The organism is Cribrihabitans pelagius (assembly GCF_048820915.1).
GTDB classification, from domain to species: Bacteria; Pseudomonadota; Alphaproteobacteria; order Rhodobacterales; family Rhodobacteraceae; genus Cribrihabitans_A; species Cribrihabitans_A pelagius.
On sequence record NZ_JBMERR010000002.1, the window covers coordinates 99,538 to 111,026 of the forward strand.

An 11,489-nucleotide genomic window follows, 5' to 3' on the forward strand; every position below is an offset into this window, starting at 1 on the left:
ATCTATCGCACCAAATAGGGTTTGCGCTGCGGTTCTGCCCTGCGGGCGGGGGCTGGCACGGCCGGGAAATCCCCCAGCAGATAGGGGTGCATCCCCTCGTTCTTGAGCCGCTGCAGGAAGGCGCCGGCACCATCGAGCGGCGCCAGATCCGGCGGTTCCGGCAGGGCCCGGCCCGGGATCAGGCCTGCGCCAGTGACGGCGGTCTGCAAATGCTCCGCCGGCGCCTCCAGGAAATCCGCAAGGCTCCAGATCCGCACCTGCGCCTGCACCCAATGCGCGCGCAGGATCTCCAGCTGCGCAGCTTCGGCCTGCTGCAGCCGCGCGGCCTCGCGGCGCAGCTCGGCAAAGGGGAGGGCGGAGCGCAGCAGCGGCAGCGCCCAGGCGCCGCTGATCACCGCGATGCGGGCATTCGGGTCGCGGGCCATCAGCCAGTTCGCCCCCTGACTGTCGCGCGGGCCGTATTGGAAGGACTGGCGCGCGCCGCGGGTGTTCCACAGGAAATTGGTGAGGAAGCGCTCGCAATCATAGTCCCGCACCACAGGGTCGGCACCCAGCGCGCCCTCGATCCGGCCGCCGCCGCCGGCGAAGTCTGCGCCTTCGGGGGCAAACAGATGGCCATGCACCCGCGCGCCGGTGGCCCCGGCAAGCCAGCGCTCGAAATCCTCGAACAGTTCGGCAAAGCCCTGGAAAACCGCGTAAGGCCCCGGGGTGATGCCGTGCTCCCGGCCGGGCCGGGGAAAGCGGCTTTGCATATATAGCCCGGCCCGCCCGCGGCTCAGCCGTTCCGCCGCGGTATCGAACAGCCGGGCGATCTTGCCGGGGTCGGGCTCGGCCTGGCGCGGCGGCCCGTCTGATGCTGCCGGGAAGGCGCTGTAAAGCGCACCGGCCTCAGGCCAGATCTTGCGCGCCACGAAACATTCCGACCGGCGCAGGAGCGGCAGGTGGTCGTCGTAGAATACATATGGCCGGCCGTGCGGGTCGAATTTCGCCAGCGTCAGGGAGCGGCTTTCGATACGGTTGGAATGCAGCCGCGCCAGGCTCTGGAAATAGCTTTCATCCGGAATCCAGACGCGGCGGAAGTAGGCGTCATACTCCGGCCTGCGCGGATCGGTCAGGATGGCCGACAGCGTCTGCCGGGTCAGGCACCACCACTGGCTGCCCATATGCGGCACCAGCCCTTCGGGGATCTTGCGGCTTAGCCCCAGGCGGCGTTGCAGCGCGACATAGCGGTCGAACAGCCGCCGCTGCCGCTTCCAGGAGAAGGGAAACCGCAGGGTGAAGCGCTCGTGCGCCAGCCCGCCGGTGATCCAAGGCACATCCGCGGTGGTGGCGCTTTCGATGAAATCGGTCCCGGGCCGCGCCTCGAGGTAGGCCGCGAGATCCTGCACCGGGCGCAGCGGCAGGCAGGAACCGGAGGCGAGGAAGACATGCCGCGCGGAGGGAAAATCCTCGAGCAGCAGCGCGGCGGCGTCCTGGGTTGCGGCGACTATCCCCCAGGTGCCCCATTCGCAGCGGTGCCGCGGCGAGAAGCGGATCAGCGGATCAGCGGCCAAACCCGCCTTGAACCCGGAAAGCTCCGGCGCGGACACGCTCCTGTCCACGTGGATCACCACCGGGCAGCCTGCCGCGCTCCAGTGCCGGGCCGCCTGTGCCGCCCGCTCCAGCGCGGTGTGCACCAGCATCACCACCCCCAGCGCGCTCACGCCCAGCCGCCTTTCGACATCAGGCCGAGGATCTCCAGCTGCCTCCAGTTGATGTATTTCTCGCTCCAGCGGCACCATAGTTCGGGGTGTTTCGCCAGCTGGCCGGCATAGGCCATGTACTCGACCGAGTCGGCATAGTGCTGGCGCCGGGCCAGCTCTTCCGAGGCCTTGGCGGTGAAGGTGTCCAGAAACTTGGCATGCAGCAGCGCGCCGCTCGCCCGCTCGCCGCCTTCGCGGGCATAGACCTGGTTCAGCCCGCGCGGCAGCAGCGCATGGGTCGAGCTTTCATAGGCGTAGCGCCGGTGCCATTTGACCAGCGGGATCTTGTTCAGCGCCGGCGCGCGGTAGGGGTCGCCGTCAAAGAACACCCGCGCCCGCGGCCCGCCCTGGATCCACAGGTTGCCATACTCCGGGTTGCGGCTGAGCGTGTAATTGCCGCTGTCGAACCAATGGGCGATCTCCATCGGGTCCTGCCCCGCGCGGTAGGGCACCGCATCGAGCGGCCCCTTGGGGTAGAGGTCGAGCAGCATCGCCGGGAAGCTGCGGGCGCCGCAATCGTCCAGCCAGCCGGTCAGCGCCTGGATCGGGCGGCTGTCGCAGAACGGATAGATGAAGAACTCGTCGGGATCGGCCACCAGCACCCAGTGGCCATGCGCGTAACGCCGCTTCAGCCCGTTCATCCAGTCGATGCCGAAGCCTGCCTGCTTGTAGCTCGCCTCCGTGTGCCAGAACGAGACATCCTCCATCCCGCGCAGGTAGTCCGCGGTGCCGTCGGTGGAGCCATTGTCGACCAGCAGGAAATGCCCCACCCCCATCTTGCGGTAGTAGTCGAGGAAATAGGGCAGCCGGATCTGTTCGTTGCGCATGGTGCTGACCAGGAGCACGTCATCCGGCCGGATGGCGCCGGTGTTGTCCTGCACCGCCCTCAGCTCGCGCCCCTTGCGCAGGGCCCGGAGGAGCCGGCGTTTGCGCCGCAGCCGCATCCTGTAAGAATCCCAAAGCCCCACGTCCACTCCATCATTAAAATACAGGGAGCGCGCTCACCTGCCGGGAAAATGCCCGGCCCTGCCTCTCTCGCTTTGCGCCAATATGTCATGGACCTGCCACCCGGACAACGGATTTGCACGTCCGGGCCCGCCGCTCGCGCGCGCCGTCAGGTCCAGCCGCCGCGTGTCATCAGGCCCAGCGCCTCCAGCTGCTGCCAGCCCTCGTAGCGCAGCGCGCCCGGGTGCCACAGGTCCGGCCCGGCCATGATGCGGGCGTAGTAGGGGTCAAAGTCCTCCGGCCGGGAAAAATGCTGCCCGCGCTGCCGTTCTGATTCCGACTTTAAAACGATCTCCGGCAGGAACTTGCTGTGCAGCAGCACCCCCGAAGGCCCAGGTCCGCCCGGTCCGCTGTAAAGCGCGTTGAGCCGCGGCGGCAGCAGCGAATGGGTAGAGTTCAAATAAACATAGCGCCGGTCCCACTTCACCAGCGGGATCTTGTTCAGCGTCGGAGAGCGCGCGGGATCGTCCTGAAAGAACACCCGCTCCCGCAGCCCGCCCTGCAGCCAGAGGTTACCTGCTGGATGTTGCCGCACAGCGCGGAACGGGCCCGGGTCGAACCACGGCAGCACCTCGCAAGGGTCCTGGCCGGGGGCATAGGCCTGCTGGCCAAGCGGCCCCTTCGGGTACATGTCCAGCATCAGCGCGCCGAAGGCCGGCACGCCCTGGCGGTCCAGCCAGTCCGTCAGGCCGCGCAGCGAGCGGGTGTCCGCATGCGGGTAGGTCAGGATCTCGTCGGCATCCGCGGTCAGGCACCATTTGCCATGGCCGTAGCGGATTTGCAGCCAGGTCAGCCAATCCATCCCGAAGCGGCTGCCGCGGTAGCTGGCTTGCGTCTGCCAGAGCGAGACATCGGGCTGATCCAGCAGCAGCCCGGCGGAGCCGTCATCGCTGCCGTTGTCGACAAACAGGAAATGCGAAACCCCGGCGCGGCGGTAGTGGCCGAGAAAGAAGGGCAGCCGGGCAGCCTCGTTGCGCACCACTGAGAAGCACAGGATTGGCGCTTCGGGGATTTCTCCGGTACGGTCGGCACGGCAGGTGAGCTGATGCCGTGCCCTTAGCGCCCGCCACAGCAGCCGCCGCCGTTTCCAGCGCAGCCGGTAAGCCGCCACCAGGCCGGAAGAGGCGCCCGGAACGGCGGCAGGCCCCATGTCAGCGCTCGTAGTGGCCGCTTTTGTGCCACTTCCAGGCATCACCAATCATCAGCTCCAGCGTCGAGCGGCGCGGCTCCCAGCCGAGTTCGGTGACCGCCCGGATCGACCCCGAGACCAGCTTGGTGCAATCGCCCGCCCGGCGCGGGCCGGTGGTGCAGGGCACTTTCTGCCCGGTCACAGCCTCCGCCTTGTCCATCACCTCGCGCACCGAAAAGCCCGCGCCGGTGCCGAGGTTGAAGACCTGGGCGCCCTTGCCCTCTTCGAGCCATTGCAGACCCAGCACATGCGCGTCCACCAGATCGCAGACATGCACGTAGTCGCGGATGCAGGTGCCGTCGGGCGTGTCGTAGTCGGTGCCGAAAACGGTCAGCGCATCGCGCTTGCCCGCAATCGCGTCCAGCACCAGCGGCACCAGGTGGGTTTCGGGGCGATGGAACTCGCCCACCTCCGCCTCAGGGTCGGCGCCGGCCACGTTGAAATAGCGGAAGATCACCGCGTTCAGCCCGTGTGCCGCACCAAAATCCTTGAGGATATCCTCCACCGCGCGCTTGGAGGCGCCATAGGCGTTCAGCGGCAGTTGCGGGGTGTTTTCGTCCAGCACCACGTTGTCATGCTCACCGTAAGTTGCGCAGGTCGAGGAGAACACGAAGTTCAGGCATCCCGCAGCCACCGCGGCCTCGGCCAGAGTGAGCGATCCGCCCACGTTGTTGGCCCAGTAGCGGCCCGGCTCGCTCATCGCTTCGCCGACCTGGCTGAGAGCGGCGAAATGCATCACCGCAGCGGGCCGGTACTTGGCAAAGATCCCGTCCAGCCGGGCGCGGTCGTTCAGATCTCCCTGCTCGAAGGGGCCGAATTTCACCGCCTCCTGCCATCCGGTGACCAGATTGTCATAGGTCACGGGGGTGTAGCCTGCCTGTTTCAGGGCCTTGCAGGCATGGGAGCCAATGTAACCGGCACCGCCGGTAACCAGAATGTTTGTCAATGTCGCTGCTCTTCTCTGCGGCCGCCCCGGCATTCTTGGCCGGAGCTGGCCTGGTTCCGATTGTCCGGCTTACTGCGCGGCCTTGCCCACCTGGGCGATCTCGGTGATGTAGTTCATCAGATCGTCGCGCAACTCGTCCCGGGCCAGCGCAAAGGCCACGGTGGCCCGCAGAAAGCCCGACTTGGAGCCGCAATCGAAGCGCTGGCCGTTGAAACGGTAGCCGTAGACCGGCACGTCCTTGGCGATATCCTCGGCGATGGCATCGGTCAGCTGGATCTCGCCGCCGGCACCCTGCTTGCGTTTGTTGAGGTTCTTCAGCACCGAGGGCGCCAGGATATAGCGGCCGATCACCGCCAGATTCGAGGGAGCCTCCCCGGCCTTGGGCTTTTCGACCATGCCGTTGGCCGCCACCACCTGACCCATGTCCTCCTTCACGTCGAGCACGCCATAGGAAGACGTCTGCTCGGGCGCGACCTCCATCGCGGCGACCATGTTGCCGCCGGTTTCCTCATAAGCTTCGACCATCTGCTGCAGGCAGGGCTTCTCGGCCGCGATCACATCATCGGGCAGGATCACCGCAAAGGGTTCATTGGCGATCAGCCGCCGCGCGCACCAGACCGCGTGGCCCAGGCCCAGCGCCTTGTGCTGGCGGATATAGGCAATGGCCCCGCTTTCCATATTGGTGGTCTGCAGCACCTCCAAGAGCTCCTCCTTGCCCTTCTTGCGCAGTTCCTGCTCCAGCACCGGGGAATGGTCGAAGTAATCTTCCAGCGCGCCCTTGCCGCGGGACGTGACGAAGATGAACTCCTTGATGCCGGCCGCGCGCGCCTCGTCGATGGCGTATTGCACAAGCGGCCGGTCCACCAATGTCATGATTTCCTTCGGAACCGATTTGGTGGCCGGCAGGAACCGGGTTCCCAGACCCGCGACCGGAAAAATGGCTTTCGTGACTTTCTTGCGCATGACGTTCTCTCAAAACCTGAATGCCCGGGTGTGCTGCGGGCCGGATTATCTCCGCCGGCCGGTTTAGCGCATCATTGCCCGGATGTTCCCAACAATACATGAAGCCCTAGCACATCGGAGCCGCTGCGTCATGCGGTGGCGCAGAGCCCTTGCGGGCCGATCCTGCAGTATCCCCCTACTCGTTCACTGTTGCCCCATCTTCCTCATCATCGCCTCCAGCCGCGGCACGTCCTCGGGGTTGTTCAGCTCCCAGAATTCCCGCCCGCGGGATTCCACCTCGACACAGAGCACCTTGCGGCCATTTTCAAGGAAGCGCAGCTGCTCCAGGCCCTCCAGCTGCTCCAGCGGCCCCGCAGTCCAGCCAGGATAGGCCGCCAGCGCCTCCGGCCGGTAGGCATAAACGCCCACATGATGGAAAACCGGCGTCTTTTCGCTTTCCCCGAAAGTCTGTGCACAAAACGGCACCACTTCCTTGGAGAAATAGAGCGCGCTGCGGTCGGAAGCAAATACTGCGGCAGTTCCGCCGACCCGGCCCGCCTTGCGGTCCGCCAGCAGGCTGTTCAGCGCCGCGCCGTCGCAGCGCAGCACCGGGGTGGCGAGCTGCATCTGCGGCGCCGCGCGCAAGCCCGCGACCAGTTCCTCGACAAACCAGTGCGGGGTCAGCGGCGCGTCGCCCTGCAGGTTCACCACGACCTCAAAACCGCCGCCCAGCGCCGCATGCGCTTCGGCACAGCGTTCGGTGCCGTTGGCGCACTCGGGCGAAGTCATCACCACCTCGGCACCAAACCCCTCGGCCGCCTGGCGGATGCGGCCGTCATCCGTCGCCACAACCACCCGGTCCGCACCTTCGACGGACATCGCCGCGCGCCAGGAGCGTTCGATCAGCGTGCGCTTCTCCCCGCCGGCGCCGGCCAGTTCGACCAGCGGTTTGCCCGGATAACGGGTGGAGGCGTAGCGGGCGGGGATGACGATCAGCACGGACATCAGGCTTCCTTCAGGTCCACAGCCGGAGCGTGGGCGATGAAGAAGGGGTTCGCATAACCTTCCTTGCCGTAAACCAGGGGGGAATGATCGTCGAACCGGACCACCTTGCCGCCCGCGCCCGCCAGCACCGCATGGCCTGCGGCGGTGTCCCACTCCATGGTGCGGCCGACACGCGGGTAGAGATCCGCCTCGCCCGTGGCCACCAGGCAGAACTTCAGCGAGGAGCCCGCGCTCTTCATGTCCTTCACGCTGTACTTGCCGATGTAATCATCGGTGGCCTGGTCGCGGTGCGATTTCGACGCCACAACCATCAGCGCGGCATTGTCGCTCCCGGCCACCCGGATCGGGCGGGTCTCACCGGTGGTTTCGGGGTCGAAGGCGCCGGTTTCCTCCACCGAGGTGCCATCGGCGAGCGTGTAGAACATCCGCTCCTTCGCCGGCGCATAGACGACACCGCGGGTGGGGGTGCCGCTTTCGACCAGTGCGATGTTCACGGTGAAATCGCCGCGGCGGTGGATGAATTCCTTGGTGCCGTCCAGCGGGTCGACGATCAGGAAGGTATCGCCGCGTTCCTTGTGCGAAGCCGCCTGTTCCTCGGTCACCAGCATCATCTCCGGGAACGCCGCCCGCAGCCCGGCCGAGATCAGCGCATCCGCCGCCTCATCTGCCGCAGTGACCGGGCTTTCGTCCGATTTCACCTTCACGCCAAAATCCTCGGAGTTGTAGATCTCCATGATCACCTCGCCCGCCTCGATGGCAAGACGGCGGATCACGGGCACCAGCTCTTCATATGTCACGCTATTCGGCACGGTGGCTCTCCCTCAACCGGGTTTAATTGAATATTTGCCTGTGCACCCTTATGCTGCCCTGGCGGCCAAACGGCAAGAAGCCGCAACGCCCCGAGCAGAGATCACCCGAGCAGAGTTCACAGGCCCCGCAGCTTTCATGTTCCAGCCCCGCCCCCAGCCTTCGCGCCTCTCCGGCCTCCTGATGATGGGGGAAGTGGTGTTCCACGCGGTGGTGCGCAGCGTGCGCTCCAAGCACAACAACGCCTTTCTGGCGCTGGGGCTGAATCTCCTGCAGGCGGTGCTTTTCGTGATGGCCTTCTATGTGATGTTTGCGGTGCTGGGCATGCGCGGCTCCGCCATCCGCGGCGATTTCCTGCTCTACGTGATGTCGGGCATCTTCCTGTTCCTGATCCACACCAAGACGGTGAGCGCGGTGGCCGGCGCCGAAGGGCCGAGCAGCCCGATGATGCAGCATGCGCCGATGAACACCGTGGTGGCGATCCTCTCGGCGGCGATCGGGGCGCTTTACATCCAGGTGCTGTCGCTGTTCATCATTCTCTTCGTCTACCATGTCGCCTTCACCCCCCTTCATATCGAGGAACCGGCGGCGGCCTTCGGCATGGTGCTGCTGTCCTGGCTCACCGGCGCCGCGGTGGGGCTGGTGTTCCTGGTGCTGAAACCCTGGGCGCCGGGCATGGTGGGGATCCTCACGATGATCTACCAGCGCGCCAATATGATTGCCTCCGGCAAGATGTTCCTGGCCAACACGCTGCCCGGCTTCATGCTGGCGATGTTCGACTGGAACCCCCTGTTTCACTGCATCGACCAGGCGCGCGGATTTGTCTTCATCAACTACAATCCGCATTTCAGCTCCTGGCAGTATGCGGCCTGGGTGGCGCTGGTGCTCTTGATGATCGGCCTGATGGGCGAGTTCTACACCCGCCGCAATGTCTCCATCAGCTGGAGCGCCAAGCGCTAGCGGGCGGGACCGGAAAATTCCAATTTTCCGGCCAACAATCTTCCCAAGATTTTTGCCGCCGCCCCTGGCAGCCACCCCGCTGCCTCAGGTCACCACCCGCAGCGTCAGATTGATCCGCCCGCCCTTCGGCAGCAAGCGGGAGGACTTGAAGCGGATCCGGTCCACCCCGTGATAGGTGAGCCGCGCCGCGCCTCCCATCACCACCACATCCCCCGAGCTGAGCCAGAGCGATTCGGTCTTGCCCCCGCGGGTCCGGTTGCCGATGCGGAACAGCCCGTCGTCGCCCAGCGAGACCGAGACCACGGGAAAGGAGAAATCCGCCTCGTCCTTGTCCTGGTGCAGGCCCATCCGGGCGCCCTCGCCATAGTAGTTCAACAGGCAGCAATCGGGTTTCCGATCCAGCCCGGTCGCCTCGTCCCAGATCTCGAGCACCTCGGGCGGGATCGCAGGCCAATCCTGGCCGCCGGGGTGCTGCTCGGCATAGCGGTAGCCCGTGGCATCCGCATACCAGCCAAAGCGCCCGGCCGAGGTCATCCGCACCGACATCTGCCCGCCCCCCGGCACCCTGGGCGAAAACAGCGGCGCGGCCTTCAGGACTGGCCGCAGCGCCTTGATCAGGGCAGCCTGGCGGTCCGGGCCGAGGCAGCCCTTGTGTATCTCGAATCCGCGCACATTTAGAGCCGGCATCACCGTTCATCCGTTGTTAACTGCGCCCCGTGCAAAAAAGCGCATTGAATCGCGGCTGGCGGCTCAATCTGGCGGTTGCAGGGGCGTTTTCTGCTCCCTATATACGCCGGGACGCGGCGAGGTGCAGGCCAAACCGCAACAGGATCGGGGCCGGAATGCCACAACGGGTTCCCGCCTCGGGTAATCGCCTTGAAACGTAAGAGGGATCGAAAATGAGCAAAGTTATCGGGATCGACCTGGGTACGACGAACTCGTGCGTAGCCATCATGGACGGCTCGCAGCCCCGCGTGATCGAAAACGCCGAGGGCGCGCGCACCACGCCGTCGATTGTCGCCTTCACCGAAGAAGAGCGCCTGGTCGGCCAGCCGGCAAAACGCCAGGCCGTGACCAACCCCAACAACACCATCTTTGGCGTCAAGCGCCTGATCGGCCGCCGCATCGACGATGCCGCCGTCACCAAGGACAAGAAGATGGTCCCGTTCTCCATCGTCGACGGCGGCAATGGCGACGCCTGGGTGGAAGCGCGCGGCGAGAAGTATTCGCCCTCGCAGATCTCCGCCTTCACCCTGGGCAAGATGAAGGAAACCGCGGAATCCTACCTGGGCGAGGAAGTCACCCAGGCGGTGATCACCGTGCCCGCCTACTTCAACGACGCCCAGCGTCAGGCCACCAAGGACGCGGGCAAGATCGCGGGCCTCGAAGTGCTGCGCATCATCAACGAGCCGACCGCGGCCGCGCTGGCCTATGGCCTCGACAAGCAGAACACCCACACCATCGCGGTCTATGACCTCGGCGGCGGCACCTTCGACGTCACCATCCTGGAAATCGACGACGGCCTGTTCGAAGTGAAGTCGACCAACGGCGACACCTTCCTGGGCGGCGAAGACTTCGACATGCGCATCGTGAACTACCTCGCCGAGGAGTTCAAAAAGGAAAACGGTGTCGATCTGTCCAAGGACAAGATGGCCCTGCAGCGCCTGAAGGAAGCTGCCGAGAAGGCCAAGATCGAACTGTCCTCCACCTCGCAGACCGAGATCAACCAGCCGTTCATCTCGATGGGTTCCGACGGCCAGCCGCTGCACATGGTGATGAAGCTGACCCGCGCCAAGCTGGAAAGCCTGGTGGCCGACCTGATCAAGCGCTCGATGGACCCCTGCAAGGCGGCCCTGAAGGACGCAGGCCTCTCCGCTTCCGACGTGGACGAGGTGGTGCTGGTCGGCGGCATGACCCGGATGCCGAAAGTCATCGAACAGGTGACCAAGTTCTTCGGCAAGGAGCCGCACAAGGGCGTGAACCCGGATGAAGTGGTTGCCATGGGCGCTGCCATCCAGGCCGGCGTGCTGCAGGGCGACGTCAAGGACGTGGTGCTGCTCGACGTTACCCCGCTGTCGCTCGGCATCGAAACCCTGGGCGGTGTCTTCACCCGCCTGATCGACCGCAACACCACCATTCCGACCAAGAAGAGCCAGGTGTTCTCGACCGCGGAAGACAACCAGAACGCCGTGACCATCCGGGTGTTCCAGGGCGAGCGTGAAATGGCGGCCGACAACAAGATGCTCGGCCAGTTCAACCTGGAAGACATCCCGCCGGCCCCGCGCGGCATGCCGCAGATCGAAGTGACCTTCGACATCGACGCCAACGGCATCGTGTCGGTGGGCGCCAAGGACAAGGCGACCGGCAAGGAGCAGCAGATCACCATCCAGGCCTCCGGCGGCCTCTCCGACGACGACATCGAAAAGATGGTCAAGGACGCCGAAGCCAACGCCGAGGCGGACAAGGAACGCCGCGAGCTGGTGGAAGCCAAGAACCAGGCCGAATCGCTCATACACTCGACAGAGAAGGCGGTCGAAGAGCACGGCGACAAGGTCGACCCCTCCACCGTCGAGGCGATCGAGCTGGCCGTGGCCGCGCTGAAGGACGATCTGGAGAACGAAAAAGTCAAGGCCGACAAGGTCAAGGCCGGCATCCAGAACGTGACCGAAGCCGCCATGAAGCTGGGTGAGGCGATCTACAAGTCCCAGGCCGAGGAAAGCGCCGGCGAGGACGAGCCGTCCGCAGCTGACGGCGCCGCTGCCGGCCCCGGTGACGACGACATCGTGGATGCTGAGTTCGAAGACCTGGACGACAGCAAGCGCTAACGCCTGAAGTCAGGCCGCAGCGGGCCGGTCCGAACTCCGGACCGGCCCATTTTATGTTGAGGCTGATG

Annotated in this window: 10 protein-coding genes; 2 read left to right on the top strand and 8 right to left on the bottom strand. The window is 65.4% G+C overall.

What is annotated here, in order from left to right:
- Positions 1-2: 2 nt before the first annotated feature.
- The 7 genes from ACOHX0_RS02180 to cysQ all read right to left on the bottom strand — a co-directional run bounded on the left by ACOHX0_RS02180 (position 3) and on the right by cysQ (position 7,626).
- Positions 3-1,703 (bottom strand): DUF5927 domain-containing protein, encoded by a 1,701-nt coding sequence (locus ACOHX0_RS02180; RefSeq protein WP_420674998.1) that lies wholly within the window; start codon positions 1,701-1,703, stop codon positions 3-5.
- Complete coding sequence (locus ACOHX0_RS02185) at positions 1,700-2,686, bottom strand: glycosyltransferase family 2 protein (protein WP_420674999.1); 987 nt, start codon at positions 2,684-2,686, stop codon at positions 1,700-1,702. Before ACOHX0_RS02185 ends, ACOHX0_RS02180 begins: the two co-directional genes overlap by 4 nt.
- Before the next feature lie 170 nt (positions 2,687-2,856).
- Positions 2,857-3,897 (bottom strand): glycosyltransferase family 2 protein, encoded by a 1,041-nt coding sequence (locus ACOHX0_RS02190; protein WP_420675000.1) that lies wholly within the window; start codon positions 3,895-3,897, stop codon positions 2,857-2,859.
- Between the two features lies 1 nt (position 3,898).
- Positions 3,899-4,882, bottom strand: a complete 984-nt coding sequence (gene galE / locus ACOHX0_RS02195; RefSeq protein WP_420675001.1) for a UDP-glucose 4-epimerase GalE — start codon at positions 4,880-4,882, stop codon at positions 3,899-3,901.
- A gap of 69 nt (positions 4,883-4,951) precedes the next feature.
- Positions 4,952-5,845 (bottom strand): UTP--glucose-1-phosphate uridylyltransferase GalU, encoded by an 894-nt coding sequence (gene galU, locus ACOHX0_RS02200; protein ID WP_420675002.1) that lies wholly within the window; start codon positions 5,843-5,845, stop codon positions 4,952-4,954.
- 183 nt (positions 5,846-6,028) lie between these two features.
- The gene (locus ACOHX0_RS02205; protein WP_420675003.1) at positions 6,029-6,829 is read right to left on the bottom strand and encodes a 3-deoxy-manno-octulosonate cytidylyltransferase; all 801 of its coding nucleotides are present in this window, start codon (positions 6,827-6,829) and stop codon (positions 6,029-6,031) included.
- Positions 6,829-7,626: a 3'(2'),5'-bisphosphate nucleotidase CysQ gene (gene cysQ, locus ACOHX0_RS02210; RefSeq protein WP_420675209.1), complete on the bottom strand. Its 798-nt coding sequence runs from the start codon at positions 7,624-7,626 to the stop codon at positions 6,829-6,831. Before cysQ ends, ACOHX0_RS02205 begins: the two co-directional genes overlap by 1 nt.
- 148 nt (positions 7,627-7,774) lie before the next feature.
- On the opposite strand from cysQ, the gene ACOHX0_RS02215 reads away from it, so the two are divergent.
- Positions 7,775-8,596 carry an ABC transporter permease gene (locus ACOHX0_RS02215; protein ID WP_420675004.1) on the top strand — a complete coding sequence of 274 codons (822 nt, stop codon included), beginning with the start codon at positions 7,775-7,777 and terminating at the stop codon, positions 8,594-8,596.
- A gap of 84 nt (positions 8,597-8,680) precedes the next feature.
- Here the strand turns inward: ACOHX0_RS02215 and ACOHX0_RS02220 are convergent, their stop codons facing one another.
- The gene (locus ACOHX0_RS02220; RefSeq protein WP_420675005.1) at positions 8,681-9,283 is read right to left on the bottom strand and encodes an alpha-ketoglutarate-dependent dioxygenase AlkB family protein; all 603 of its coding nucleotides are present in this window, start codon (positions 9,281-9,283) and stop codon (positions 8,681-8,683) included.
- Between the two features lie 212 nt (positions 9,284-9,495).
- Here ACOHX0_RS02220 and dnaK point away from each other — a divergent pair, with 212 nt between their 5' ends.
- Positions 9,496-11,421, top strand: a complete 1,926-nt coding sequence (dnaK, locus tag ACOHX0_RS02225) for a molecular chaperone DnaK (protein ID WP_420675006.1) — start codon at positions 9,496-9,498, stop codon at positions 11,419-11,421.
- The last annotated feature ends 68 nt before the right edge of the window (positions 11,422-11,489 follow it).

Coding starts and splice junctions, on each gene's coding strand:
- ACOHX0_RS02185 (WP_420674999.1), bottom strand. CDS start 2,686: ATGCGGCTGCGGCGCAAACGCCGGCTCCTCCGGGCCCTGCGCAAGGGG.
- ACOHX0_RS02190 (WP_420675000.1), bottom strand. CDS start 3,897: ATGGGGCCTGCCGCCGTTCCGGGCGCCTCTTCCGGCCTGGTGGCGGCT.
- galU (WP_420675002.1), bottom strand. CDS start 5,845: ATGCGCAAGAAAGTCACGAAAGCCATTTTTCCGGTCGCGGGTCTGGGA.
- ACOHX0_RS02205 (WP_420675003.1), bottom strand. CDS start 6,829: ATGTCCGTGCTGATCGTCATCCCCGCCCGCTACGCCTCCACCCGTTAT.
- ACOHX0_RS02215 (WP_420675004.1), top strand. CDS start 7,775: ATGTTCCAGCCCCGCCCCCAGCCTTCGCGCCTCTCCGGCCTCCTGATG.
- ACOHX0_RS02220 (WP_420675005.1), bottom strand. CDS start 9,283: ATGCCGGCTCTAAATGTGCGCGGATTCGAGATACACAAGGGCTGCCTC.
- dnaK (WP_420675006.1), top strand. CDS start 9,496: ATGAGCAAAGTTATCGGGATCGACCTGGGTACGACGAACTCGTGCGTA.